Annotated in this window: 21 protein-coding genes; 9 read left to right on the forward strand and 12 right to left on the reverse strand. The window is 64.9% G+C overall.

All coding sequences use genetic code 11. The features are described 5' to 3' along the window. Both mfd and NP825_RS03740 read right to left on the reverse strand, forming a co-directional pair. Entirely contained in the window at positions 1-3,582 is a 3,582-nt protein-coding gene (mfd, locus tag NP825_RS03735) for a transcription-repair coupling factor (protein WP_257548537.1), read from the reverse strand. After that, positions 3,579-3,839 (reverse strand): succinate dehydrogenase assembly factor 2, encoded by a 261-nt coding sequence (locus tag NP825_RS03740; protein ID WP_257548539.1) that lies wholly within the window; start codon positions 3,837-3,839, stop codon positions 3,579-3,581. Before NP825_RS03740 ends, mfd begins: the two co-directional genes overlap by 4 nt. 206 nt (positions 3,840-4,045) lie before the next feature. Between NP825_RS03740 and recG the strand changes: the two genes are divergently transcribed. Then, entirely contained in the window at positions 4,046-6,112 is a 2,067-nt protein-coding gene (gene recG / locus NP825_RS03745) for an ATP-dependent DNA helicase RecG (protein WP_257548542.1), read from the forward strand. On the opposite strand, the gene NP825_RS03750 is transcribed toward recG, so the two are convergent. Then, entirely contained in the window at positions 6,109-6,450 is a 342-nt protein-coding gene (locus tag NP825_RS03750) for a PilZ domain-containing protein (RefSeq protein WP_257548544.1), read from the reverse strand. The two genes, recG and NP825_RS03750, sit on opposite strands and share 4 nt — an antisense overlap. Positions 6,451-6,526: 76 nt before the next feature. Then, positions 6,527-7,753, reverse strand: coding sequence for a tyrosine--tRNA ligase (gene tyrS / locus NP825_RS03755; RefSeq protein WP_257548553.1), 1,227 nt, complete (start codon positions 7,751-7,753; stop codon positions 6,527-6,529). 180 nt (positions 7,754-7,933) lie between these two features. Here tyrS and NP825_RS03760 point away from each other — a divergent pair, with 180 nt between their 5' ends. The 3 genes from NP825_RS03760 to NP825_RS03770 are packed head-to-tail and all read left to right on the forward strand — an operon-like array spanning position 7,934 to position 10,964. Next, positions 7,934-8,503, forward strand: coding sequence for a DOMON-like domain-containing protein (locus tag NP825_RS03760; RefSeq protein ID WP_257548555.1), 570 nt, complete (start codon positions 7,934-7,936; stop codon positions 8,501-8,503). After that, positions 8,500-9,705, forward strand: coding sequence for a DUF1343 domain-containing protein (locus NP825_RS03765; RefSeq protein ID WP_257548557.1), 1,206 nt, complete (start codon positions 8,500-8,502; stop codon positions 9,703-9,705). Before NP825_RS03760 ends, NP825_RS03765 begins: the two co-directional genes overlap by 4 nt. 8 nt (positions 9,706-9,713) lie before the next feature. After that, positions 9,714-10,964 carry a Xaa-Pro peptidase family protein gene (locus NP825_RS03770; RefSeq protein ID WP_257548559.1) on the forward strand — a complete coding sequence of 417 codons (1,251 nt, stop codon included), beginning with the start codon at positions 9,714-9,716 and terminating at the stop codon, positions 10,962-10,964. Here the strand turns inward: NP825_RS03770 and NP825_RS03775 are convergent. The 5 genes from NP825_RS03775 to NP825_RS03795 all read right to left on the reverse strand — a co-directional run bounded on the left by NP825_RS03775 (position 10,949) and on the right by NP825_RS03795 (position 15,387). Beyond that, on the reverse strand, positions 10,949-11,821 hold the full coding sequence (locus NP825_RS03775) for a DUF817 domain-containing protein (RefSeq protein ID WP_257548561.1): 873 nt from the start codon (positions 11,819-11,821) through the stop codon (positions 10,949-10,951). The genes NP825_RS03770 and NP825_RS03775 overlap by 16 nt on opposite strands. After that, a complete protein-coding gene (locus NP825_RS03780; protein WP_257548563.1) occupies positions 11,802-12,608 on the reverse strand; it encodes a lipid II flippase Amj family protein in 807 nt (268 codons plus the stop codon). Before NP825_RS03780 ends, NP825_RS03775 begins: the two co-directional genes overlap by 20 nt. Before the next feature lie 124 nt (positions 12,609-12,732). Further along, positions 12,733-13,911 (reverse strand): VWA domain-containing protein, encoded by a 1,179-nt coding sequence (locus tag NP825_RS03785; RefSeq protein ID WP_257548565.1) that lies wholly within the window; start codon positions 13,909-13,911, stop codon positions 12,733-12,735. A gap of 245 nt (positions 13,912-14,156) precedes the next feature. Further along, a complete protein-coding gene (locus NP825_RS03790; RefSeq protein WP_257548567.1) occupies positions 14,157-14,735 on the reverse strand; it encodes a DUF2846 domain-containing protein in 579 nt (192 codons plus the stop codon). 13 nt (positions 14,736-14,748) lie between these two features. Beyond that, complete coding sequence (locus NP825_RS03795) at positions 14,749-15,387, reverse strand: carbonic anhydrase (RefSeq protein ID WP_257548569.1); 639 nt, start codon at positions 15,385-15,387, stop codon at positions 14,749-14,751. Between the two features lie 62 nt (positions 15,388-15,449). Between NP825_RS03795 and lipA the strand changes: the two genes are divergently transcribed. The 5 genes from lipA (at position 15,450) to NP825_RS03820 (ending at position 22,093) form a co-directional block, all read left to right on the forward strand. Next, positions 15,450-16,382, forward strand: a complete 933-nt coding sequence (lipA, locus tag NP825_RS03800; protein WP_257548572.1) for a lipoyl synthase — start codon at positions 15,450-15,452, stop codon at positions 16,380-16,382. Next, positions 16,383-16,826 carry a type II toxin-antitoxin system RatA family toxin gene (locus NP825_RS03805; RefSeq protein ID WP_257548574.1) on the forward strand — a complete coding sequence of 148 codons (444 nt, stop codon included), beginning with the start codon at positions 16,383-16,385 and terminating at the stop codon, positions 16,824-16,826. A 239-nt stretch (positions 16,827-17,065) separates the two neighbouring features. Further along, positions 17,066-17,293, forward strand: coding sequence for a hypothetical protein (locus NP825_RS03810; protein ID WP_257548576.1), 228 nt, complete (start codon positions 17,066-17,068; stop codon positions 17,291-17,293). 38 nt (positions 17,294-17,331) lie between these two features. Beyond that, entirely contained in the window at positions 17,332-21,546 is a 4,215-nt protein-coding gene (locus tag NP825_RS03815) for an RHS repeat domain-containing protein (protein ID WP_257548579.1), read from the forward strand. A 1-nt stretch (position 21,547) separates the two neighbouring features. After that, positions 21,548-22,093, forward strand: a complete 546-nt coding sequence (locus tag NP825_RS03820) for a hypothetical protein (protein ID WP_257548580.1) — start codon at positions 21,548-21,550, stop codon at positions 22,091-22,093. 530 nt (positions 22,094-22,623) lie between these two features. Here the strand turns inward: NP825_RS03820 and rsmA are convergent. From rsmA to NP825_RS03835, 3 genes are read right to left on the reverse strand one after another with little or no spacing between them, the layout of a single operon-like run. Further along, positions 22,624-23,472, reverse strand: coding sequence for a 16S rRNA (adenine(1518)-N(6)/adenine(1519)-N(6))-dimethyltransferase RsmA (rsmA, locus tag NP825_RS03825; protein WP_257548581.1), 849 nt, complete (start codon positions 23,470-23,472; stop codon positions 22,624-22,626). Next, on the reverse strand, positions 23,469-24,488 hold the full coding sequence (gene pdxA / locus NP825_RS03830) for a 4-hydroxythreonine-4-phosphate dehydrogenase PdxA (RefSeq protein ID WP_257548582.1): 1,020 nt from the start codon (positions 24,486-24,488) through the stop codon (positions 23,469-23,471). Before pdxA ends, rsmA begins: the two co-directional genes overlap by 4 nt. Continuing rightward, positions 24,488-25,828, reverse strand: a complete 1,341-nt coding sequence (locus tag NP825_RS03835; protein WP_257548583.1) for a peptidylprolyl isomerase — start codon at positions 25,826-25,828, stop codon at positions 24,488-24,490. The genes pdxA and NP825_RS03835 overlap by 1 nt, the downstream gene beginning before the upstream one ends. Positions 25,829-25,937 lie beyond the last annotated feature (109 nt).

Below are 25,937 nucleotides of genomic sequence, written 5' to 3' on the forward strand. Positions count from 1 at the left end.
TTAAGTCGCCTGCCGCGCCAATTTTCCCAGCCCCTTCGACAATTGCAGCGCGCCGTTGAGTCTCGCCCCCGCGCTGCCCCAGTCGCCGCTGACCGACAGCCTGTTGTCGGGCCGGATACGCGCGCGGCCTTTCAGCCGCTCGACATAGGCGATCAGACCGGGGACGTTGGCGAACTGGTCGCCGTGGAAGCTGACGAGCGCGCCCTTGGTGCCGACGTCGAGCTTGGCGATACCCGCGGCCTTGGCGTTTGCCTTGATCTCCATGAGCTGGATGAGGTTCGCGGTTTCGGGCGGCAGCGGGCCGAAGCGGTCGATCATCTCGGCCGCGAAACCGTCGAGCCCGGCGCGATCCTCGGCCTCGTTGAGGCGGCGATAGAGCGCCATGCGTAGCGGCAGGTCGGGGACATAATCCTCCGGGATCAGGATCGGCGCATCGACGGTGATGACCGGCGACAGCGCCTCGCGCGGTGGCGCGGCGCCCATGCCCTCGGCCTTGGCGACGAGAATCGCCTCTTCGAGCATCGACTGATAGAGTTCGAAGCCGACCTCGCGGATATGCCCCGACTGCTCGTCGCCGACGAGATTGCCCGCGCCGCGAATATCGAGATCATGGCTCGCGAGCTGGAACCCCGCGCCGAGCGTATCGAGATCGCCGAGCAGCTTCAGCCGCTTTTCGGCGGTATCGGTGATCGCGCCGCCCTCTGGCGTCGTGAGGTAGGCATAGGCGCGCGTCTTCGACCGCCCGACGCGGCCGCGAAGCTGGTAGAGTTGCGCGAGGCCGAACCGGTCGGCGCGGTGGACGACCAGCGTGTTTGCGCTCGGAATGTCGAGGCCGGACTCGACGATCGTCGTCGAGACGAGCACGTCATATTTGCGGTCGTAGAAGGCGCCCATCCGCTCCTCGACCTCGCCCGGCGCCATCTGGCCGTGCGCGACGACATATTTGATCTCGGGCACGCGGGTGCGCAGGAATTCCTCGATATCGGGCAAATCCTTGATCCGCGGGGTGACGAAGAAGCTCTGGCCGCCGCGGTCATGCTCGCGGAGCAGCGCCTCGCGGATCACCACGGGGTCCCACGGCGCCACATAAGTGCGGACCGCGAGGCGGTCCACGGGAGGCGTCTGGATGACCGAAAGCTCGCGCAGCCCCGACATCGCCATCTGCAAGGTGCGCGGGATCGGGGTCGCGGTGAGGGTCAGGACATGGACGTCGGCCTTGAGCTGCTTCAGCCGCTCCTTGTGGACGACGCCGAAGCGCTGCTCCTCGTCGACGATGACGAGGCCGAGATTCTGGAACTCGACCGATTTCGCAATCACCGCGTGGGTGCCGACGACGATGTCGATCTGGCCGTTCGACAACCCGTCGCGTGTCTTCTGCGCTTCGGCCGCCGGAACTAGCCGTGACAGTCTGCCAATGTTGATCGGGAAGCCTTTGAAACGTTCGACGAAATTGGTGAAATGCTGGCGTGCGAGCAGGGTGGTCGGACAGACGAGCGCGACCTGCACCCCCGCCATTGCGGCGACGAAAGCGGCGCGCAAAGCGACCTCGGTCTTGCCGAAACCGACGTCGCCGCACACCAGCCGGTCCATCGGGCGCCCCGACGCCATGTCGGCGAGAACGTCGCCGATCGCGCGGTCCTGGTCGTCGGTTTCCTGATAGGGGAAGCGGTCGGCGAAGGCGGGATAGGAGGCGTCCTGCGCGAGCACTTCGCCGGGACGGAGCGCGCGCTGCGCGGCGGTGGCGAGCAGTTCGCCCGCGATTTCGCGGATGCGCTCCTTCATCCGCGCCTTGCGGCGCTGCCACGCCTCGCCGCCCAATTTGTCGAGCGCAACGCCTTCGCTCTCGCCGCCATAGCGCGAGAGGACGTCGAGATTCTCGACGGGGACGTAGAGCTTGTCGCCGCCGGCATAGGTGAGCGCGACGCAATCGTGCGGGCTGTCGCCGACCGGGATCGAGGTCAGCCCCTCGTAGCGACCGATGCCATGGTCGAGATGGACGACGAGATCGCCGACGCTGAGCGTTGCGAGTTCGGCGAGGAAGGCATCGGCGCTCTTGCGACGCTTGGCGCGACGGACGAGGCGCTCGCCGAGAATGTCCTGCTCGGTAAGCAGGCTGATCGCGTCCGAAGCGAAGCCGTGGTCGAGCGGGAGGACGATGAGGGCGACGGTGCCCGTTCCCCTCCCGCTTGCGGGAGGGGCTAGGGGAGGGCGTGTCTCGGGCGCTGTGCCGTCATCAGACAGGCCCTCCCCCGACCCCTCCCGCAAGCGGGAGGGGAGACTGGCACCCAGCGCCTCCTGCCACGTATCGACCTGCGCCAACCCATCGACGCCATGCTCTTTCAGCAACCCTGCCAATCGTTCGCGCGCGCCGCCCGAATAGCTGGCGATGATCGTCTTGCGCCCCTTGCGGCGCTCGTCCGACAGATGATCCGCCACCTTGTCATAGACGTTGAGGTCGGCGGTGCGCTCGGGGGTGAAATCGCGCGCGGCGAAACTTTCGAGGTCGATCACCGTCGCCGACGGCGGGACATCGAAGGGCGTGACGATATGGACCGGGCGCCGCTCCGCCGCCGCCCATTCGGCTTCGGTCAGATAGAGCGCTTCGGGTTTCAAGGGACGGTAGCTGCCCGCCTGCTCCTGCGCGGCGGCGACGCGGTTGGCATGATAGTCGGCGATCGCCGCGAAGCGCGTCTCGGCGGTCGCTTCGGTGCGATGGCCGCGCAGCACGGGGGTGGCGGGGTCGATATGGTCGAACAAGGTCGCCAGCCGTTCCTCGAACAGTGGCAACCAATGGTCCATCCCCGCCTGCCGACGGCCTTCGCTCACCGCCTGATAAAGCGGATCGCCGGTTGCCTGCGCGCCGAAGATTTCGCGATAGGCGGAGCGGAAGCGCTTGATCGTCGCCTCGTCGAGCAACGTTTCGGCGGCGGGGAGCAGTTGCAGTGCCTTGGCGGGACCGAGGCTGCGCTGGTCGGCGGGGTCGAAGCGGCGGATACTTTCGATCTCGTCGCCGAAGAAATCGACGCGCAAGCCCGTTTCCTCGCCCGCCGGGAACAGGTCGACGATGCCGCCGCGCACCGCGAACTCACCCTGGTCGGCGACGGTATCGACGCGGTTGAAGCCGTTCGAGACGAGCAGTTCGGCGAGCGCGTCGCGATCGATCCGCTGCCCCGGCGCGAGCGTCGTCGCGAGCTGGCGGATGCGGAAGGGGGTGAGCGTGCGCTGGGTGATCGCGGCGACGGTGGTCAGGATCAGTTCGCCGCGCTTTGGGGCCGCCTGCAAGGCCGACAGGGTGGCGAGCCGGTCGGCGCTGACGCGCATCGACGGGCCGGCGCGGTCGTAGGGCAGGCAGTCCCACGCCGGGAAGCGATGCACGACAAGATCGGGCGCGAAGAAGGGCGCGGCGTCGGCGATCGCCTGCATCGCCGCGTCGTCGGTCGCGACATAGAGCAGCCTTTTGTCGCTCGCCCGCGCCAGATCGGCGAGCAGCAGCGGCAGGAAGCCGTCCGCCGTGCGCGCGAGCGTCAGCGGCGCCGAGGCCGACGCGATGGCGGCGAAGATGTCGGCGGCGGGTCGAGTCATGGCAGCGGGATATAGTCCAGCCGCCGCATCGCGGCGATCAACTCGGGGCGGTCGAGATGCGCGGGCGGATGGCCGGTGCCGAGCGCCCACGCCATGATATCGACGTCATCCTCCTCGACGACCAGTTCGTACCAGGCAAGCTCCGCCTCGCCCCATTCGGGCGCATAGCGGTCGAAGAAGCCGCCGATCATATAATCGGCCTCGCGCGTGCCGCGGTGCCAGGCGCGGAATTTGAGGCGTTTCAGGCGGTCTTGCATGGCGGGCCTTCTAATCGCGCAAGCGATGAAGTGAAAATGGACGTCGCCCCCACTCACCGTTCGCCCTGAGCTTGTCGAAGGGCTGTTCTCTCTTTCCGCCGCCGGAAATAAGGACGGTGCTTCGACAAGCTCAGCACAAACGGAAGAGAGGTTGGGTTTCCTTCGCTCGACACGAACGGAAAGACGAGGCTAGACACGCCCTAGCCATGCGACCCGAAATCCTCAACCCGCTCTTTGCCGCGCTGACCGACCTCAAGGGCGTCGGGCCGCAGCTTGCCAAGCCGCTGACCCGGCTGGGGCTGGAGCGCGTGGTCGATGTGCTGTTCCATCTGCCGACCGGCCTCATCTCGCGCGTGCCCGTGGACCGGCTCGATCAGGCGCAGGCAGGGCAGACGATCATCGTCGAGCTGACCGCGCAGGATTACCGCCCCGGCCGCAGCCCGCGCGCGCCCTTCGGGGTCGAAGCGTTCGATCAGGCGGGCGACCATGTCCGGCTCGTCTATTTCGGGCGCACCTCCGGGCTCGCGCGCAAGCTGTTCCCGCTCGGCGAGAAGCGCCGCGTATCGGGGCGGCTCGACCTCTATGGCGATATGCGCCAGATCGTCCACCCCGACCATGTCGCCGAGTCGGGCGACGAGGCGGGAATCGCGGTGCACGAGCCGGTCTATCCGCTGACCGAGGGCCTGACCAACGCGCGGCTGTCGCAGCTGGGGCAGGTCGCGCTCGAACGGCGACCCGACCTTGCGGAGTGGATCGATGCGCCTTTGCTCGCCAGCCGCGGCTGGCCGGCGTGGCGCGAGGCGGTCGAGCGCGCGCACGCGAGCCCGCGCGACGAGGCGGCACGCGACCGGCTCGCCTATGACGAGATTTTCGCGAGTCAGGTCGCGCTGATGCTGATCCGCGAAGGGCTGCGCGCGCGCAAGGGCCGCCCGATCGCCGGCAACGGCCGGTTGATCGATGCGCTGCAACTGCCGTTCGGCCTGACCAATGCGCAGGAGCGCGTCGGGCGCGAGATCGCGGGCGACATGGCGCAGGACCGGCCGATGCTGCGGATGCTGCAGGGCGACGTCGGGTCGGGCAAGACGCTCGTCGCGCTGCGCGCAATGCTGACCGCGGTCGAGGCGGGAACGCAGGCGGCGCTGCTTGCGCCGACCGAAATCCTCGCGCGCCAGCATTTTGCGACGCTGCAACGGATGCTGGGCGGATTGCCGGTCAATCTCGCGATCCTGACCGGGCGCGACAAGGGCAAGGCGCGCGAGTCGACGCTGATGGGGCTTGCCGACGGCAGCATCGACATTCTCGTCGGCACCCACGCCATTTTCCAGCAGGCGGTGACCTACAAGGATCTGTCGCTCGTCGTCGTCGACGAACAGCATCGCTTCGGCGTCGCGCAGCGGCTGATGCTGACCGCGAAGGGGCAGCGCCCGCCGCACCTGCTGGTGATGACCGCGACCCCGATCCCGCGCACGCTGCTGCTCGCCAATCATGGCGAGATGGACGTCTCCCGCCTCGACGAAATGCCGCCCGGCCGCACTCCGGTCGATACGCGCGTCGTGTCGGTCGAGCGGCTCGATGAAGTGGTGGCCTCGCTCGACCGCCATCTGGCGACCGGCGCGCAGGCTTATTGGGTGTGCCCGCTCGTCGCCGAGAGCGAAGGAAGCGATCTCGCGGCGGCAGAGGAACGCGCGACGCTGCTCCGCGCGCGGCTTGGCGAGGCGCGCGTCGGGCTTGTCCACGGCCGCATGAAGGGGCCCGAGAAGGACGACGTGATGGCGCGCTTTCAGGCGGGCGAGATCGGCGTCCTCGTCGCGACGACGGTGATCGAGGTCGGGGTCGATGTGCCTGCCGCCAGCCTGATGATCGTCGAACATGCCGAGAATTTCGGGCTCGCGCAGCTCCACCAGCTTCGCGGCCGCGTCGGGCGCGGGGCGGCGAAATCGGTGTGCCTGCTGCTGCGCTCGCCCAATCTGTCCGAAACCGCGCGCGAGCGGCTGGCGCTGATGCGTGAGACGAACGACGGTTTCCTGATCGCGGAGAAGGATCTCGAACTGCGCGGCGGCGGCGAACTGCTCGGGCTCAAGCAGTCGGGCGACGCCGATTACCGCGTCGCGACGCCCGAGCAACTGGTGCGGCTGCTGCCGGTTGCCCACGACGATGCACGGCTGTTCGTCGAGCGCGACGGCGGCATGGAGGGCGTGCGCGGCGAGGCGGTGCGGCTCTGCCTCTACCTCTTCGAGCGCGACGCAGCGGTGCCGCTGCTGCGGAGCGGTTAGTTGACGTCCCCGCGCGCGCCCATCGCCCGGATCATCGGCAGATAATCTTCGGCGGCGATCGATTTTTCGAACTGGACGCCGGTCTTGCCGCCGAGCGACCAGATCACTTTCGCCGCGGTGCGGCCGATGATCGGCATGCGGAAGACGACGAGGTCGCCGATCTCCAGCCCGCGCTCGTAACGCATCAGCATGCCGTCGGCGCTGATGTTGACGCAGGTACACATTTCCTGGCGCCCGTCGGGCAGCACGAAGGGCAGACGGCAATAGACGTCGCTGCGCGGTGCAATCCGCTGGTCGAGGCCGACATAATGGGCCTTGTTGGTATCGATCTTACGCATACGTCCCGGACCTTTGTCGTTTGCCATGGATCGTTCTACGCCATTGCTGAAGAATCGGTAAATGCGCTTCGCCGCATCAGCGGGTCACGAGGCCGTGTTTCTTCGCCCCCAGGCTGACCGGAACGTCGGCGCCCGCAGGCTGGATTCGATGCTGCGGATCGCGGACCACGACCCCTTCGACCTTGACCGCGCCCTCGTCGAGCTTGCGCCGCGCTTCCTTGTTCGACGTCGCGAAGCCGAGCTCGCGCAAGGCGTCGACGATGGTGATGCCGTCCGCCGGCGCCGCAACGTGCGGCAGGTCACCGCCGATCTGTCCCTTTTCAAAGGTTTGCGCGGCGGTATCGGCAGCAGTCTTCGCCGCTTCGGCGCCACGGCAGAGCGCGGTCGCTTCGTTGGCGAGGATCTTCTTCGCCTCGTTGATCTCGGCGCCTTCGAGTGCTTCCAGCCGCGCGATCTCGTCCATCGGCAGGTCGGTGAACAGCTTCAGGAACTTGCCGACATCGCGGTCGTCGCAGTTGCGCCAATATTGCCAATAATCGAAATGGGGCAGCTGTCCCGAATTGAGCCACACGGCGCCCGCCGCGGTCTTGCCCATTTTGGCGCCCGCGGCGGTGGTGAGCAGCGGAGTCGTCAGCCCGTAAAGCTCGGCCCCGTCCATCCGGCGTCCCAGTTCCATCCCGTTGACGATATTGCCCCACTGGTCCGACCCGCCCATCTGGAGCCGCACCCCGCGTTCCTTCGAGAGATAGCGGAAGTCATATCCCTGCAGGATCATGTAATTGAATTCGAGGAAGGTCATTGGCTGTTCGCGCTCGAGCCGCAACTTGACCGAATCGAAGGTCAGCATGCGGTTGATCGTGAAATGGGTGCCGACTTCCTGAAGCAGTTCGATATAGCCGAGCTTGCCGAGCCAGTCCTGATTGTCGACCATCACCGCGTCGGTCGAGCCGTCGCCGAAGGTCAGGAAGGGTTCGAAGATCGTGCGGATCGAGGCGATGTTCGCGGCGATCGTCTCGTCCGACAGCATCTTGCGGCTTTCGTCGCGGCCGGTCGGGTCGCCGATCCGCGTCGTGCCGCCACCCATCAGCACGACGGGTTTGTGCCCCGTCTGTTGCAGGCGGCGCAGCATCATGATCTGGACGAGGCTGCCGACGTGCAGGCTCGGCGCGGTCGCGTCGAAACCGATATATCCCGGGACGACCTGCTTCGCGGCGAGCGCATCGAGCCCTTCCGCATCGGTCATCTGATGGATATAGCCTCGCTCGTCGAGCAGGCGCAGCAGGTCGGATTTGTAATGGGTCATAGCGGGCGGGCGCTTAGCACGCGAAAGGCGCAAACCCAACCTGTTCATATCTTCATCATCGTCACCCCGGACTTGATCCGGGGTCCCGCTTACTCAAGAAGGACAGCGGGACCCCGGATCAAGTCCGGGGTGACGAAGAACCATGTTCTGCAACAAGCCCAGGACAAACGGAGAGAGTGAGTGTCCGACCCCGAAAGCAACTCACGCATTGCCCTCCTCTGCCACCCCGACACGCCCGCAAAAGCGGTACGGTCGATCGCGGTCGAGATCGGGCTGTCGTTCGACGATGGCTTCGCGCTTCGCTTCATTATCGATGGAGAGATTGGCGCGGTCGTGCTGCCGCAGGGGGAGGGGGAGCTGGTCATCGCCGACGGCGGGGCCGACGGGCTCTGGCAAAGCACCTGCTTCGAGGCGTTCCTGACCGAGGAAGGCCAGCCCGACTATACCGAGTTCAACTATGCGCCCGACGGGCGCTGGGCCTGTTACCAGTTCGACGATTACCGTTCGCTGCTGCGCGCCGATCCGCTCGCCCCTTGGCGCATGGAGGCCGAGCGGAGCGCCGATCGCTATGCGCTGCGCATCGAGCCGGGGATTTTCCCCGACAAGGGCTCGAAGCTCGCGCTGTCGGCGGTGATCGAGGAAGTCGACGGCACCAAAAGCTATTGGGCGCTTTGCCATCCGCCCGGAAAACCCGACTTTCATCATCCCGATTGCTTTAGGGTGACGCTTGGGGCACCCGACGCGGCATGACTGTTTCCTTCGGCATCGACCGCCTGCTCGCCGACCCCGCGCTTCGCGCGCCGCTGGAGGGAAAGCGCGTCGCGCTGCTCGCGCATCCCGCCTCGGTCACCGCCGACCTGACGCACAGCCTCGACGCGCTTGTCGCGGCGGGGATCGACATCACCGCGGTGTTCGGGCCGCAGCATGGCGTGCGCGGCGACCTTCAGGACAATATGATGGAGTCGCCCGACTTCACCGATGCGACCTATGGCATGCCGGTGTTCAGCCTCTATGGCGAGGTGCGGCGGCCGAGCGGCCAGTCGATGCATACGTTCGACGTGATGCTGGTCGATCTGCAGGATTTGGGTTGCCGCATATACACTTACGTGACGACCCTGCTCTACATTCTCGAAGCCGCGGCGGCGCACGGCAAGGCGGTGTGGGTGCTCGACCGGCCGAACCCGGCGGGGCGCCCGGTCGAAGGCACGCTGCTGCGCGCGGGGTGGGAGAGTTTCGTCGGCGCGGGACCGATGGCGATGCGCCACGGGCTGACGATGGGCGAGATGGGACACTGGTTCATCCGTCATTTCGGGCTCGACGTCGAGTACCGCGTGATCGGGATGGAGGGCTGGGAGCCCGACGGCCCCGGCTTCGGCTGGCCCACCGACCGCATCTGGATCAACCCCAGCCCCAATGCGGCGAACGTCAACATGGCCCGCGCCTATGCCGGGACGGTGATGGTCGAGGGCGCGACGCTGAGCGAGGGGCGGGGGACGACGCGCCCGCTCGAACTGTTCGGCGCGCCCGATATCGATGCGAAGGCGGTGATCGCCGAAATGCACCGGCTCGCGCCCGAATGGCTCGCCGGGTGCAAGCTGCGCGATATCTGGTTCCAGCCGACTTTTCACAAGCATGTCGGGCAGCTCAACAGCGGCGTTCATGTTCATGCCGAGGGGCCTTGGTACGATCCTGCGGCCTTCCGGCCGTGGCGCGTGCAGGCGCTGGGGTTCAAGGCGATCCGCAGCCTCTATTCCGATTATCCGATCTGGCGCGGCAAGGATTTCAAATATGAATATACCGACGACGTGCTCGCGATCGACGTGATCAACGGCGGGCCGGACTTGCGTGAATGGGTCGACGATGCGGGCGCGGCGCCGGGTGACCTCGACGCGCTCGCGCTGCCCGACGAGGCGGCGTGGCGCGAGGAGATTGCGGATTTGCTCATTTATTGAGGAGAGGGATGGCGATGGATCGACGGCAGTTTCTCGGAACGGCGACGCTCGGCGGACTGGCCGCGAGTTTGCCGGCATCGGTTCTTGCCGCCGACACGGCGGACCTGCCCAACCTCGCCGCCAAGGCGGTCCCGATCGGGACCGACGAGCGCATGGCGCGGATCGCCAAGGCGAAGGATCTCATGCGCGCAAACGACATCGGCGCGCTGCTGATCGAGCCGGGGTCGAGCCTCATCTATTTCACCGGGGTTGAATGGTGGCGGAGCGAGCGGCTGACCGCCGCGGTGCTGACGCGCGAGGGCGAGGTGGCGATCGTCACGCCCTTCTTCGAGGAGCCGTCGGTGCGCGAGACGCTGGGCGTGCCGGCCGAGGTGCTGACCTGGAACGAGGACGAGAATCCGCTCGCGGCGATCGCGGTCTGGCTCGGCAAGCGCGGCCTCGCCAAGGGACGGATCGGGGTCGAGGAGACGGTGCGCTATTTCGCTGTCGACGGGCTGCAGAAGGCGATGCCGGGTGCAGGCGTCGTCAACGGTGCGCCGGTGGTGCGCGGGTGCCGGATGCACAAGTCGGCGGCCGAGATCGCGCTGATGCAGGTCGCGAACGACATCACCGTCGCCGCCTATCGCCACACCGCGCCGCGGATCGAGGCGGGGATGACGCCCGCCGATATCGGCGCGATCATGCGTGCCGCGACGGTGGCGCTCGGCGGTGCGAGCGAGTTCGAGCTGATCCTGCTCGGCGAGGCGAGCGCCTATCCGCATGGCAGCGGCAAGCCGCAGGCGGTGCGCGACGGCGAGGTCGTGCTGATGGACTGCGGCGCGACGGTGCACGGCTATCAGTCCGACATTTCGCGGACCTTCGTTTACGGCAAGCCGAGCCCGCGCCAGCGGCAAGTGTGGGACGAGATGCGCAAGGGGCAGGATGTCGCCTTCGCCGCCGCGAAGATCGGCACGCCGGCGGGCAGCGTCGATGATGCGGTGCGCGCCTTTTACCAGAATCTCGGTTGGGGGCCGGGTTACCGGCTTCCCGGCACCTCGCATCGCACCGGGCACGGCATCGGGCTCGACGGGCACGAGCCGGTCAATCTGGTGCGCGGCGAGACGATGAAGCTGGCACCCGGCATGTGCTTTTCGAACGAGCCGGGCATCTACATCCCCGGCGAATTCGGCATCCGCATCGAGGATTGCTTTTACATGACCGACAGCAGGCCGGAGTGGTTCAGCGAGCCGCCGCCCTCTATCGATCAGCCCTTTGGCTGATCGGGCGCTTTCGGGCGCTGAACCAGGCTCACCAGAACGAAGCTGATGATCATCAGCAGATACCAGCTTCCAAGCTTCTCGACCCCGACCATGTGCCAACCGTCCTTCTGGCTGGGATAGGTCCAGGCGCGGGCAAAAGTGCCGATATTCTCCGCGAACCAGATGAACAGCGCGACGAGGCCCCAGCCAACGAGCAACGGCATGCGGCGGTGGACGTGGAGCGGACGGAACCACACCTGGCAGCGCCAGAAGAGCAGGGCGGTCGCCGCGAACAGCAGCCAGCGGATGTCGGGCAGCCAGTGGTGCGCGAAAAAATTGACATAGATGGCGGCGGCGAGGACGTAACTCGTCCAGAGCGGCGGGTAACGCGTGTAGCGGAAATCGAAGATGCGCCAGACGCGCGCGATGTAACTGCCGACCGCGGCATACATGAAGCCCGAGAACAGCGGCACCGCGCCGATGTGGAGCAGGCTGCCCTCGGGATATTGCCACGATCCCGCGGCGGTCTTGAAGAGCTCCATCACCGTGCCGACGATGTGGAAGATCAGGATGACGATGGCTTCCTTCGGCGTTTCGAGCCGGAAGGCGAGCATGGCGAGCTGGATCAGCACTGCCCCGATAGTGATCGCGTCGTAGCGGTGGATCGGCGCGCTTTCGGGCCAGAAAAGATGCGTACCCAGCAGCAGCGCGAGCATCAGGCCGCCGAACAGGCACGCCCAGCCTTGCTTGAACCCGAAGACGATAAATTCGAGGAACCAGCCGCGCGGTCCCGGCTCGACGGCCATCGCTTCGAGGCGGGCGCGGACGGCGTGGAAGCGGCTGTGGCTGCGCGGCGCCTCAGACGTGCACGGAGACATAGGCGATCAGCGTTGCCGCGGGGAGCAGCAGCGCCTGTGCGAGCACCGTTCCGGCAAGACGGCTCAGCGAGATGAAGGTGATCGCGCGGCGGAAATCGCCCTCGTCGACTTTGCCCTCGACCGCATCGTCGGTCATCACCGACAGTTGCGGGTCGATGAAGGCGAACAGCAGGATCGTCGCGAAGCCGTTGATCAGCGCCGAAAGCTGCGACGCGGTGACCCGGAATTCGGGCGCGAGATAACCGGCGTAGAGCGACGCGACGACGCCGACCGCGAGCAGCGACTGCGCAAGGCAATTGGCGATCAGCACGCCCCAGCCGATCCCTTGCGGCATGTGCCACCCTTTGAGATGCGCGAGGCTGGGGAAACGAAGCGACTGGCGCAGGGTGCGCAACCCGGCGGGGCTTGCGGCCTTCAGCGCGAGCTTCGTCGTCGAGCGATTGTCCTGATACCAGCCGATCGCGGCGGCGAACATGCGCTGCCCGGTGGGGACGAGCAGGATGCCGATCAAGGTCGCGACGCTTGCGGCGGCGAGGACGAACTGCATGTCGATGAACAGCGATGCGCCCGATCCGTCGTGGATGCGCGTTTCGATCCGCTTGGCGAGGAAGGGGCCGAGAAAGCTGTTCGAGGTGCGCGAGAAGAGTACGAGGATGTTGAACAGCGCAAAGGACATCGCGATCCGCCGCGTCCGCACCCCCGCGATGCGCGCGGCATAGGCGAGCGCGCCGATCAGGTTGATGAAGCCGGTGAGGAGAAGGATGGTGACGAGGGGGAGGTCTATCATCCTCGCGCCTTAGCGCATGATTGCGGCCAGAGAAATCGTCATCCCGGCGAAGGCCGGGATCTCGACCTCGCGCAATAATGCTCCGGTGAGATCCCGGCCTTCGCCGGGATGACGGAAGTGCAGATCAATGTTTCCGCGTCAACTCGCGCATCGCATCGTCGAGCCCGGCAAGGCTCAGCGGATACATGCGGTCGCTCATGAGCTGTTTGATGAGCTTCACCGACTGGGTGTAGCCCCAATGTGCCTCGGGCACCGGGTTCAGCCACACCGCGGCGGGATAGACATGCGTCATGCGCTGAATCCAGACAGCGCCCGATTCCTCGTTGAAATGCTCGACGCTGCCGCCCGGATGGGTGATTTCATAGGCGCTCATCGACGCATCGCCGACGAAGATCAGCTTATAGTCATGGCCGTATTTGTGGAGGATGTCCCACATCTGGTGGCGTTCGGACCAGCGGCGCTTGTTGTCCTTCCACACCCCTTCATAGGGACAATTGTGGAAATAGAAGAATTCGAGATTCTTGAATTCGCTCGTCGCGGCGCTGAACAATTCCTCGCACAGCTTGATGAAGGGGTCCATCGATCCGCCGACGTCGAGGAACAGCAGCAGTTTCACGGCGTTGCGCCGTTCGGGGCGCATATGGATATCGAGCCAGCCCTGCCGCGCGGTGCCGTCGATCGTGCCGGGAATATCGAGCTCGTCGGCCGCCCCCTCGCGCGCGAACTTGCGCAGACGGCGGAGCGCGATCTTGATGTTGCGGGTGCCGAGCTCCTTGGTGTTGTCGAGATTGGCGAACTCGCGCTTTTCCCAGACTTTCAGCGCGCGCTTGTGCTTGCTCTCGCCGCCGATCCGCACCCCCTCGGGATTATAGCCCGAATTGCCGTAAGGGCTCGTGCCGCCGGTGCCGACCCATTTGTTGCCGCCCTGGTGGCGCTTCTGCTGTTCCTCGAGCCGCTTCTTCAGCGTCTCCATGATCTCGTCCCAGTCGCCGAGCGACTTGATCGCCTCCATCTCCTCGGGAGTCAGATATTTCTCGGCGACCGCCTTCAACCATTCCTCGGGGACATCGACGGGGTTCTGGCCGTAATCGGTAAGCAGGCCCTTGAAAACCTTGTTGAACACCTGATCGAAGCGATCGAGCAGCCCCTCGTCCTTCACATAGATGGCGCGGGACAGATAATAGAATTGCTCGGGACTGCGGTCGATGACCTCGCGGTCGAGCGCCTCCAGCAATAGCAGATGTTCTTTCAGGCTGGCGGGAATGCCAGCGGCGCGAAGCTCGTCGAGGAAGCCGAAAAACATGGGGCAGGGTTAACCTGTCGGAGCGCCGGGCGCAATCACTTTACGTTTACGGAAAGTGGCGCCGCGAGTCGAAGAGAAAGGGCGGAAAACTGCGTAACGTCATGCGCAATTCGGGAATGCGGGTCAGCCGACGCACGCTCCGGGTTCCCGCTTTCGCGGGAATGACGAAAGAAAAGAACCTCCGCTCCCCGCGCCGAGCCAGTCGGCTACCGGCCGCCGGAATGTCGCTGCGGTTTCGAGCCGCCTCAGGCGCCCGGCACTTCCCACAGGATCAGCTTGGTCGCGTTGACGTTCTCGCGCGCTTTCGCCGTATCGAGGCGCGTCAGCTTCACGCTGCCCTTGAGCGCGCCCATCTCGATCATCGCGTCGATCACGACCACGCCGCCGGCACCGACATCCACCTCGATCTCGGCAGGCTTCGCGAGCTTGGCCTTGGCGGTCGAGACGTGGAGGTGGTGCGTGCCAGGCTCGACATCGGCCATCAGCATCTGGCCCGACTTGATCTGGCCTTTCGCCACGCCATCAAGCGTCACGTCCATCCCCTGCAGCGCGGCGACGAAGCCGCGGCGGGTGATGTAGAGGCGCGCCTTGCCCGCGGGTGCCTGCATCGCGCGCGCTTCGGCAAGCGCCGCGGTTTCGGCCTTCTGGCCGCCCTTGTTGCTCGACAGCGCCCAGATGCAGAAGATGATGATCCCGCCGATCAGCACCACGGCCAGGATCAGCATGGTTTCCAGCGAAAGGACGCTGGCAAGCGAAGGCCCCAGAAACGCACCGAAAATCGCGGCTGCGAAAATGATCGTCAGCCACATGGCATTCTTGCTCATCGTCTTTCCCCTGTCAGGCGGGGGCAAAGACCCCCGTTTCCTCGTCCATCACATGCAGGACGCCATCGTTGATCGCAAAGAATGCACCGCGCAGGCGAAGCGTTCCCTTCCGCTCCTTTTCCTGGATGCAGGGGAAGGTGCGCAGGTTCGCCAGGCTGACCCGCACCGCCGCCATTTCCATCGCGCGGCCTGCCTCGCGGTTGTCGTAATCGGGATAGCGCGCGCGGATTTCGGCGCTCGCATCGTCGAGCATCTCGATCCAGTGGGCGATGAAGCCGCCGCGTCCGGGCTCGGCACCCTCCATCGTCCGGTGGAGCGCCGCGTGACAGCCGCCGCACATGCCGTGACCCATGACGACAATTTCCTCGACCTTCAGGAACTGGACCGCGAATTCGAGCGCGGCGGAGACGCCGTGGCGGCCGGGATTGGTCTCGAACGGCGGCACCAGCGCGCCGACGTTGCGGACGACGAAAATCTCGCCCGGATTGGTATCGAATATCTGCGACGGTTCGGATCGGCTGTCCGAACAGGCGATCACCATCACCTTGGGCGATTGCCCCTCGGCAAGCTGTTCCCAGCGGTCGCGCTGTTCCTGCCAGCCGCCGTTACGGAAACGCCGGTAGCCTTCGATCAATTCTGCAAAGCGAGTCATGGACGCCCCTTAGCATAGGTTGAGAGGTTGAGAAGAGGCGCGCGCGCGACTATGTGGACGCGATGAACGCTCCCGCACAGCCGCCCCAGCCTCTTCAGCGCCCTCGCAAGCCCGACTGGATTCGCGTCAAGGCGCCCACCAGCCCCGGCTACGCCGAGACGAAACGGCTGATGCGCGACCTTGGCCTGCACACCGTGTGCGAGGAAGCGGCGTGCCCGAACATCGGCGAATGCTGGACGAAAAAGCATGCGACGGTGATGATCCTCGGCGACACCTGCACGCGTGCCTGCGCCTTCTGCAACGTCAAGACGGGGATGCCGCGCCCCGTCGACCTGCTGGAGCCCGAGCATACCGCGGCGGCGGCGGCGAAGATGGGGCTGACGCACATCGTCATCACCTCGGTCGACCGCGACGACCTGCCCGACGGCGGCGCGAGCCAGTTCGTCAAGGTGATCGAGGCGCTGCGCCGCGAAACGCCGAAGACGACGATCGAGATATTGACCCCCGATTTCCGCAACAAGCCCGAAAGCGCGGTCGCGGCGATCGTCGACGCGCGGCCCGACGTCTATAATCATAATCTGGAGACGGTGCCGCGGCTCTATCCGACGATCCGCCCCGGCGCGCGCTATTATGCGTCGCTGCGCCTGCTCGAAAGCGTCAAGCGCCGCGATCCGTCGATCTTCACCAAGTCGGGCATCATGCTCGGCCTTGGCGAAGAACGGATGGAGGTGCATCAGGTGATGGACGACATGCGCAGCGCCGACATCGATTTCATGACGATGGGCCAATATCTGCAGCCGACGCCGCGCCATGCCAAGGTCGCCGAATTCGTGACCCCCAAGGCGTTCGACGCCTATGCGCAGATCGCGCGTGCCAAGGGCTTCCTGCAGGTCGCCTCGTCGCCGCTGACGCGGTCGAGCTATCACGCCGGCGACGACTTCGAGCGGATGCGCGTCGCGCGCGAGGAGCAACTCGCCCGCGCCAGGGTGGGCTGATTGCCGCGGCACCACGAAACGCGCGAGCTTCCCTACAGCGACGAACAGATGTTCGCGCTCGTTACCGACATCGCGCGCTATCCCGAATTCCTGCCGTGGGTCGTCGCGCTCCGCCTCCGCAGCGACAGCGAGCATGAGGCGGTCGCGGACATGATCGTCGGCTTCAAGGGGCTGCGCGAAAGCTTCTCGTGCCGCGTCCACAAGGAACGGCCGCGCGCGGTGACGGTCAGCTATATCGACGGCCCGATGAAGCATCTCAGCAACGAATGGCATTTCGCGCCGCTGGCGGGCGGAGGGTGCCGGGTCGATTTCATGGTCGATTTCGCATTCCGCAGCCGCGTCTTCGAAACGCTCGCCGGGCAGATGTTCGACAAGGCGCTCCGCAAGATGATCGCGGCGTTCGAAGCGCGTGCGGGCGAGCTCTACGCCGCTCTTCCTTCGTGAGCCGGCGGTAGCGGCCTTTTTCGTCCTTCCCGCGAAGGCGGGCGCAGCCAGGGAGCCGGTGCGCTGGACGATCAATGTCGAAGCCCACCGCCGCGATGACGAAATCCATTGGGAAGGAATCTGCGCGTCTTTCCGATGCACGGCTGCAAAGCATCTAATGTGCATATTTCTGCATGTTGACGAAGCTGAAGGGCGGGTCCAGCCTTCGCTGATCCCAATGAGTCGTTGGGGAGACGACGATGAGATCATCGAAAATCATGACTTGTGCGGTGGCCATTGCCGTTTCGGCCGCGGTCCCGGCTCTTGCCACCGAAACCGTCACCTACAGCTATGATGCCAGGGGCCGGCTGGTGAAGGTGGTTCGCACCGGCACGGTGAACAATAATGTCACCGTCGAATATACGCACGACAAGGCCGACAACCGCACCCGGCTGAAGGTAACCAATTCGCCCAATCCGCCGCCCTGATCGAACGCGACGGGGTTTTTCGGCAAAGGGGGAAGCGGATGCGAAATCGGGGCGACGGCGGGATCGGGAAGCGGGCCGGGGGACGGACCGGCTGCTGGCGGATCGGCGACTGGCTCGCGCGCGCGGCGGCCGCGCTGCTGCTGCTGGCCGGGGCCTGCGGGCCGCAGGCGGCGCTGGCGCAGGCGTCGCCCGCGTTCCGCAATCTCGACGCGAACGGGGTCGACGTGATCACCGGCGACCTCGTCCTCGACGTGCCCGAGGCGTCGATCGGCTCGGGCGACGCAAAGCTCTCCCTGACACGCCAGAACAACCAGTTCGCGCCGACGCAGTGGGACGGCTATTATTTCATCCTGACGCGGAGCGGAACGACGACGACCATCCGCATCGGCCTGGCCGACGGGACCGCCGACACGTTCGTCAACGGCGTTGCCTCCAAAGCCAACGGCGCGACGCTGACCGCCGACAGCACCAACAGCTATACCTACCGCCACCCCGACGGCACGTCGGTGACCTTCACCGACCAGAATGCGCCGGGAAGTTCGGACGGGGTCATCACCAATTTCTGCGGTTCCGAAGGCACGGCGCTGAGCTGCGAGCTGCTGCCGACCACGATCACCGCGCCCGGCGGCCGGACGGTCACGCTGATGTTCGGGCGCTACAGCTATCCGGGGGTGCCGCAGGGGACGACGCCGACCACCGTCTACGGCAAACGGCTGTGGATGGTCACCAACAGCTATGGCTATCAGATCAAGTTCGCTTATGTGGGCAGCGGCCTTTTCCCGCACGGTTCGGGAAGCGCGCCGCCGCCCGCATCGTGGCTCACGCGCACCGCGGCTAAATTCTACAACACCGCGGTCAGTACGACGGTGCCGCAATCGACGGTGAGCTATGCGACCCCGTCGACCGGCGTCACCGAAGTAACCGACCCGTCGGGCGAGGTGACGACGGTGACCGATGGCAGCGTCCAGCAGCCCGGCGACACCACCCCGTCGCTCGACACGACGAGCAGCGGCGGCTCGGTCATATCCGCGACCAAGAACGGCGTGACGCGCAGCTATGCGGAGACGGTCGTGGGCGGCATCCGCCGGACGACGATCACCGATCCCGACGGCAAGACGCGGGTGATCGTCCACGCGACGGGCGTCGACCGCCCGGCGTCGGTCACCGACGAGAATGGCGACACCGTCAGCTATACCTATGACACGGCCGGACGGATGACGCGCAAGACCTTCCCCGAGGGCAATTATATCAAATACACCTATGACGGTCGCGGCAACATCACCGAGACGCGGCTGGTCGCAAAGCCGGGATCGGGCCTCGCCGACATCGTCAGCACCGCCGCCTTCCCCGCGACCTGCTCGAACCCGCTGACGTGCAACAAGCCGACCAGCGTCACCGACCCGCTGGGCAAGGTCACCAGCTATGCCTATGACGCGACGCACGGCGGGGTGACGAGCGTCACCGGGCCCGCGGTCGGCGGCGTTTCGCCGCAGATCCGCTACAGCTACACGCAGGTCGGCGGCGCCTACAAGGTGACGGGCATCTCGCAGTGCCGCACGACGGCGAGCTGCGCGGGGACGGCCGACGAGGTCAGGACGGTCATGGCCTATGACACGAACGGCAACATAACCTCGATCACCGACGCGGCGGGCAACGGCAGCGTCAGCGCGACCTCGACGATGAGCTATGACGCGCGCGGCAATCTGCTGACGATCGACGGGCCGCTGGCGGGCAGCGCGGACACGGTCACCTATCGCTACAATGCGAACAACCGGCTGGTCGGCATCATCGCGCCCGATCCCGACGGGGCGGGGCCGCGGCTGCGCAGCGCGATCCGTTATCGCTATGCGCCGCGCGGCGCGGTGGTCGGGACCGACTATGGCACGGTGGCGGGGACGTCGGACACCGACTGGGCCGCCTTCGCGCTCAGCTATCAGCAGAATGTCACCTATGATTCGAACCACCGGCCGAGCGTCAGCAAGCTGGTATCGGGCAGCACGACCTATGGGCTGACGCAATATAGCTATGACGCGCTGGGGCGTCTCGGCTGCGCGGCGGTGCGGATGAACCCGGCGGTCTTCGCGTCGCTGCCCGCGAGCGCCTGCACCGCGGGGACGACGGGCAGCGCGGGCGCCGACCGGATCACGCGGACGAGCTACGACGATGCGGGGCAGGTGACGAAGGTCGAGACGGCGGTGGGAACGGCGGAGGCGGCGAACGCCGTGACCAGCGCCTATACCGCGAACGGGCAGCTCAGCTATGTCATCGACGGGGAGAACAACCGCACGACCTATATCTACGACGGTTTCGACCGCCTGTCGCAGACGCGCTATCCGGTGACGACGCAGGGGGCGAACAGCAGCAATGCGAGCGATTACGAGCAGCTCGGCTACGACGCGCGGAGTAGCGTGACGCAGCGGCGGCTGCGCGACGGGACGAGCATCGGCTATACCTACGACGCGCTGGGACGGGTGACGGCGAAGGATCTGCCGGGAACCGAACCCGACACGAGCTACAGCTACGACCTGCTGAGCCGCGCGACGGGGGCGGTGCAGGGGACGCAGACGTTGAGCTTCGTGCAGGACGCGCTGGGGCGGCTGACGAGCCAGACGGGGCCGCTGGGGACGACCGGCTACACCTACGACGCGGCGGGCCGGCGTCTGACGATGAGCTATCCGGGCGGGGTGCTGACGCTGACCTATGATTACGACCCGGTGGGGAACGTCACGAAAATCCGCGAGAATGGGGCGACCTCGGGCGTGGGGGTGCTGGCGTCTTATGCCTATGACGACCTCGGGCGGCGGACGAGCGTGACCTATGGCAACGGCAGCGTGCAGAGCTTCGCCTATGACGCGGCGTCGCGGCTGTCGACGCTGACGAACAATCTCGGCGGAGCCGCGACGACGCACGACCTGACGCAGACGTTCACCTACAACCCGGCGGACCAGATCGCGAGCGTGAGCCGGAGCAACGACGCCTATGCGTGGCAGGCGCATTACAATGTCGACCGCAGCTACACGATAAACGGGCTCAACCGGATCATGAACATCGGCTCGACGGCGTTCACCTATGACGGGCGCGGCAACCTCACCAATGACGGAACGAACGCCTTTACCTACACGAGCGAGAACCTGCTCAAGACGGGTCCGTCGAGCGCAACCCTCGGCTACGACCCGTTAGGGCGCCTGTACCAGACGGTGGGCGGCGGTGTGACAACGCGGTTCCTCTACGACGGCGCCGACCTGATCGGCGAGTATAACGGATCGAACGCAGTGCAGCGGCGCTACGTCCATGGCCCCGGCGTCGACGAGCCGATCGTCTGGTACGAGGGCAGCACCGTCAGCAACACGACGCGGCGGTTCCTGATGGCCGACGAGCGGGGCTCCGTCGTCAGCGTTACCGACTCATCGGGTGCTACCATCCATATCAACGCCTATGACGAGTACGGCATCCCGGCCCCCGGCAACATCGGGCGGTTCGGCTACACCGGTCAGACGTGGCTCCCCGAGCTAGGCATGTGGTATTACAAGGCGCGCATCTACTCGCCGACGCTGGGGCGGTTCCTGCAGACCGATCCCATCGGTTACGCCGATGGCATGAACTGGTATAATTATGTCGGCTCCGATCCGGTGAATGGGATCGATCCGACGGGGCTGTGCGATGAAAACACAGGTGAGGCGACAGGCGGTGTCCAATGCCCACCGATCGTTGTAAATGGGGGCGGTTTCTGGTTTCCAGTTCGCAACATATTTAAAGCAATCGACATCATCGTCGACTATGCAAATCGGAATGACGGCGGAGGAGGAGCGAAGAATGGTAAGCCAAAGTACAAGATTTGCACTGGCAGTGCGCTAGTCTATGCGGGCAATCCAAAGCATGTCGGACGGCGAGGAGGAATGTTGCGTCCGATCCGATCTGGCGCAGCAGGGATTATTCCGAGCCAATGGACTGGAACGCATACAGCAGGACCAATGCTTCGTAGTCAAGGAGCATTAGTGGGTGGCGTAACTGGCGGAGGGCAGAGGTTTTCTAGTCTTGATGATACTGCAGGAAATACGGACTTGGGTCCTGACCCGCAAGGTGTTTTGCTTAATAGGGCGAACGGAGCATTGTATATTGAACTGATTACGGGGCATGCGGAAGGGCCGTCAACAATAGTAGATATCGCTCAAGCCACTTCTATAATATTAGCAATCCCGATCGATAGTCCATTGGGTTGCCCGGATGGGACCACTCAGACAGGAACGCGATAGAATGAGGAATCCGTTTCGAATTATAGTCTTTGTCGTAATTTTGGCTTCTTGCGCTGGAACTTCGAGCTCTTTAGCCGATCAAATTGAGGAATCGCATTTCTCATCGAAGGCAAGCTTTGCCAGAGAAGGATATGAGGTCCATTTTCCGGTATCGAATCGTGACGGTAAGCAGGTGCTGGAAATATCTTGCTACTCTCTCGACGACGAGAGTCGCGAGAAATTTGCTTCGCGCAAGGGAACTGACCCAGTTTCTGATCTTAGCTGCTATGTGAAAGATTTTAGCAGAGAGAATGAATACACCATGCTCGGAATTTATGGAGAATCTCTCCAGTTTACTCCAGCTTTTTTCTGGTTCTCTGAAGTCAAAAAATGTGCTCCACATTCATATTTTCTAAAATCATCGCTTCGTGGTATTTTAATATCTTTTGAATTATATAATATAGATGAAGAAAATAAGTCTGCCAATTTAAATATAGACATTATCCCTATGGCGTCGGCTACAAACGACAATCTCACGGATGACACATTTAAGACTATATGTAATTAGAATTACGGTGACAGGTGCATAATTCCCTAATTAATGAAATAAGGGATTGTTGAACCTGTCACCATAATTCCGTAATTCAACCTTATATGAATCGGGTTGTTGAGCGTGAAAGTTCTGATCACGAAAATTCATCTCGTTATTGCCCAGATAATGCCGCTTCTCTCGTTGTGTGAATTTGTCATGCTGCATTCAATCTGGTCCGCGATCGCGACCTTTCCAATAGTCTTTTCCTTAGGTTTATATCACTGCCAGAACTGCTCAACCCCGCTCTGGGATAAGCGGATCATTGGGACGCGATTACCGGTTTCCTCTCAGGTGTTTGATAGATGTGGTGTGTGTGGCGAGATAATGATAAGTAATCACAGTAATAGAAACGAAACTCTCTAATTAAATGAATTACGGTGACAGACAGAATTACGGAATTACGGTGACAGTGCACTAATTAACGGCGGATCAGCGGCTGACGATGAGCTACCCGGGCGGGGTGCTGACGCTGACCTGTGATTACGCAGGATCCCGCCATGCCGAGATCAGGCGGTCGCCGACCCGCTCAGCGCGCGTGCCAGCGCGACCCATTCCGCCACGCTGACCGTCTCGGCGCGGCGGGTCGGGGCGATGCCGAGCACGTCGAGCGCCTCGACCGCCCCCGCCATGCCTTTGAGGCTCTGCCGCAGCATCTTGCGCCGCTGGCCGAAGCCTTTTTCGGTGAGCTTCGACAGGATGCGCGGATCGACGCCTTCGGGTTCTTCGACGGGCGTTACATGGACGATCGCCGACATCACCTTCGGCGGCGGGGTGAAGGCCGAGCGGTGGACCTTCATCGCGATTTTCGCGCTCGAGCGCCATTGGGCGAGCACCGCGAGCCGGCCATAGGCGTTGCTTCCCACCGGCGCGACGATGCGTTCGGCGACCTCCTGCTGGAACATCAAAGTCAGCGATTTCCAGAGCGGCGGCCAGCTTTTCGGCTCGAGCCAGCGCGTGAACAGCGCGGTCCCGACATTATAGGGCAGGTTCGCGACGATATGATAGGGCCGGCCCGCGAGCGCATCGGCGTCGATCGCCATCGCATCGTCGGGGATCACCGTCAGCCGCCCGTCGAACGCTTCGCCAAGCTCGCCGAGCAGGGGCAGGCAGCGGTCGTCGCGCTCGACCGCGATCACCTGCGCGCCCGCGCGGAGCAGCGCGCGCGTCAGGCCGCCGGGGCCGGGGCCGACCTCGAACACCGTCTGGCCGTCGAGGTTGCCGGGCAGCGCCGCGATGCGATCGAGCAATTGCTCGTCGAACAGGAAATTCTGCCCCAGCGCCTTGCTCGCCGACAGGCCATGCGCGCGCACCGTCTCGCGCAGCGGCGGGAGCGGACGATTGGGCGCGGCGGTCACTTCGCCGGCGCGCTGCTGCGCTCGCGGGCGGTCGCCATGCGCGCCGCCATCGCGATCGCGGCAATGGTCGGACGCGGATCGGCGCGGCCGGTGCCCGCGATGTCGAACGCCGTGCCATGGTCGGGCGAGGTGCGGATGATCGGCAGCCCCAGGGTCAGATTGACCCCGTCGTGAAAATGCAGCGCCTTGAACGGCGCCAGCGCCTGATCGTGATAGCCGCAGAGGATCGCGTCATATTGCTCGCGGATGCCGGGGGCGAACAGAGCGTCGGCGGCAAGCGGTCCGTCGATGGCGACGCCCTCGTCGGCGAGCTGCGCGACCGCGGGCGCGATGATGCGGATTTCCTCGTCGCCGAGCCGGCCGCTCTCGCCCGCGTGCGGATTGAGGCCCGCGATTGCGAGGCGCGGGGCGGCGATGCCGAAATCGCGCGACAGGCCGCGCGCGACGATGCGCGCCTTGGCGACGATCAGGTCGGCGGTCAGCCGCTCGGGCACTTCGGCAAGCGGAATGTGGACGGTCAGCGGCACGACGCGCAGCGCCGGCCCGGCGAGCATCATCACCGCATTGGTCGCGGTGACGCCGCAGCGCTCTGCGATGAATTCGGTCTGGCCGGGATGGGTATAGCCGATGCCGTGCAGCGCATGTTTCGACACCGACCCTGTGACCAACGCGTCGCTCGCACCGGTACGGGTCAGGCCGATCCCGGTTTCGAGCGCGTGCAGCGCGCAGGTCGCGCCGGCCGGGGTCGGGTGCCCGGGGGTCAAGGCACCGCTGTCCTCGAGATGCCAGACGGGAAGGGCGGTGCCGAACGCCCGCACCACCTGCTCCATGTCGCCGACGCGCGCCACGGGGCCGTCCCAAACGGCCTCGATCGCGGCGATGTCGCCGATGGCGACGAAAGGCGGCAAATCATGCTCGCGCCGCGCGGCCCAGGCCCGCGCGGCGACTTCGGGGCCGACGCCGGCCGGGTCACCCATGGTGACCGCGATCGGCCGTCGCTCGTCGATATCAGGCATCAGCTATATTCGATCACCGCGTCGCGCCGGAGATCGCGCAGATAGCGCTGGGCCCGCTTGTTCACCTTGTCCTCGAGGATTTTCTCCTCGATCTGGGCGCGATCGGGTTCGGCGACGCTGTTCGGCATCTCGCGGCCGCACAGCACCAATACGCTGATGCCTTCGTTCGCCGCGCCGAAGGGCTGCGTCGTCTGGCCGACCTGCATCGTCGCGAGGGTCGACTGCAACTGCGGCGGCAGCGCGCGCATCGCGATATTGTCGCGCGCGACGACATGCGCGCCCAGCGAGGCCGCGACGCTGTCCGCGCCGCCGCACCCGGCGATGCCGCGCGTCGCTTCGGCGAATTTGCTCGCAAGCGCGGCTGCCTGCGTTTCGCTCGTGCCCGGTGCGAAGTCGAGCGAGACCTGCTTCAGGCTGAGCACCGCGTCGCGCGGATCGGCGGTCAGCACCTGACGCCGGTCGATCATCAGCAGGATCGATATGCCGCCCGGCACCTCGAGGGGGCCGACGAGCTGGCCCGGCCCCATCTCCTGCGCTGCGTTCGCCATCGAGGCGGGCAACTGGCCGCCGCGAACCCAGCCGAGGTCGCCGCCGACGACCGCGGTCGACGCTTCGGAGAATTGGCGGGCATAGGCGGCAAAGCTGCCGCCGGCCTGGAGCGCCTGGATGATCTTGCGCGCGTTCTCGGCGACCGCGGCGGCATTTTCGGGCGTCGCCGACAGATAGATTTCGCCGAGGTGGAATTCGTCCTGCCCTTTGGCCTCGTTCATCTGCTTGACGATCGAATCGACTTCCTCGGTCGACACGTTGGTCGTCGACTGGATGTTGCGCGACAGCAGGCGGTCCCAGGCATATTCACCGCGAATCTGCTGCTTCACGGCCGCGGCGGCCGATCCTTTCGATTCGAGATATTGAGAAAATTCCTCGGGGGTCTGCTTGAAGCGCGCGGCCAGGCGGGCGAATTGCTCGTTGATGACATTCTCGTCGATCTCGATCTTCGCGGCCTTGGCTTCCTGAATCTGCAATTTCTCGTCGATCAGGTTGCTGAACACCTGCTGGCGCAACCGCTGCAATTCATCTTCCGGCAGGTCGACATTGCTGTTCGCGATGCGGATCAGCGCCATGCGCTGTTCGATGTCGGTCGCGGTGATGATCTCGCCGTTCACCGTCGCCGAGGGGCGATAGACGTTCGGCTTGTCGTCGCCGTAAAGCTTGACGTTGCCCGGGATATTCAGGCTCGTCGTTGGAACTTCGGTGTCGGGGACGGTCTGGCCCAGCACCGGCGTCACACCCACGGCCGCCACGGTGATCAGCCCGATCATGGTCGAAAATTTGGTCATTGCCATCCTATTCGAGAAATACCGGCACGCTCCGTATCAGCGGACACGCCCGATGGTCCAGCGCAATCCGCGCCAGCATGCCATAACTGGGGTTCGATCTAGCTTCGCG

The sequence above is a fragment of the Sphingopyxis sp. DBS4 genome, from assembly GCF_024628865.1.
Classification (GTDB): Bacteria; Pseudomonadota; Alphaproteobacteria; order Sphingomonadales; family Sphingomonadaceae; genus Sphingopyxis.

Bases quoted from the DNA above. Each gene is read 5' to 3' on its own strand.
- NP825_RS03780 (WP_257548563.1), bottom strand. From the start codon at position 12,608: ATGATAGACCTCCCCCTCGTCACCATCCTTCTCCTCACCGGCTTCATC.
- lipA (WP_257548572.1), top strand. From the start codon at position 15,450: ATGAACGCTCCCGCACAGCCGCCCCAGCCTCTTCAGCGCCCTCGCAAG.
- NP825_RS03795 (WP_257548569.1), bottom strand. From the start codon at position 15,387: ATGACTCGCTTTGCAGAATTGATCGAAGGCTACCGGCGTTTCCGTAAC.
- NP825_RS03775 (WP_257548561.1), bottom strand. From the start codon at position 11,821: ATGTCTCCGTGCACGTCTGAGGCGCCGCGCAGCCACAGCCGCTTCCAC.
- NP825_RS03770 (WP_257548559.1), top strand. From the start codon at position 9,714: ATGGCGATGGATCGACGGCAGTTTCTCGGAACGGCGACGCTCGGCGGA.
- NP825_RS03740 (WP_257548539.1), bottom strand. From the start codon at position 3,839: ATGCAAGACCGCCTGAAACGCCTCAAATTCCGCGCCTGGCACCGCGGC.
- mfd (WP_257548537.1), bottom strand. From the start codon at position 3,582: ATGACTCGACCCGCCGCCGACATCTTCGCCGCCATCGCGTCGGCCTCG.
- pdxA (WP_257548582.1), bottom strand. From the start codon at position 24,488: ATGCCTGATATCGACGAGCGACGGCCGATCGCGGTCACCATGGGTGAC.
- NP825_RS03790 (WP_257548567.1), bottom strand. From the start codon at position 14,735: ATGAGCAAGAATGCCATGTGGCTGACGATCATTTTCGCAGCCGCGATT.
- recG (WP_257548542.1), top strand. From the start codon at position 4,046: ATGCGACCCGAAATCCTCAACCCGCTCTTTGCCGCGCTGACCGACCTC.
- NP825_RS03835 (WP_257548583.1), bottom strand. From the start codon at position 25,828: ATGACCAAATTTTCGACCATGATCGGGCTGATCACCGTGGCGGCCGTG.
- NP825_RS03750 (WP_257548544.1), bottom strand. From the start codon at position 6,450: ATGCGTAAGATCGATACCAACAAGGCCCATTATGTCGGCCTCGACCAG.
- NP825_RS03810 (WP_257548576.1), top strand. From the start codon at position 17,066: ATGAGATCATCGAAAATCATGACTTGTGCGGTGGCCATTGCCGTTTCG.
- NP825_RS03820 (WP_257548580.1), top strand. From the start codon at position 21,548: ATGAGGAATCCGTTTCGAATTATAGTCTTTGTCGTAATTTTGGCTTCT.
- NP825_RS03815 (WP_257548579.1), top strand. From the start codon at position 17,332: ATGCGAAATCGGGGCGACGGCGGGATCGGGAAGCGGGCCGGGGGACGG.
- NP825_RS03765 (WP_257548557.1), top strand. From the start codon at position 8,500: ATGACTGTTTCCTTCGGCATCGACCGCCTGCTCGCCGACCCCGCGCTT.
- NP825_RS03785 (WP_257548565.1), bottom strand. From the start codon at position 13,911: ATGTTTTTCGGCTTCCTCGACGAGCTTCGCGCCGCTGGCATTCCCGCC.
- tyrS (WP_257548553.1), bottom strand. From the start codon at position 7,753: ATGACCCATTACAAATCCGACCTGCTGCGCCTGCTCGACGAGCGAGGC.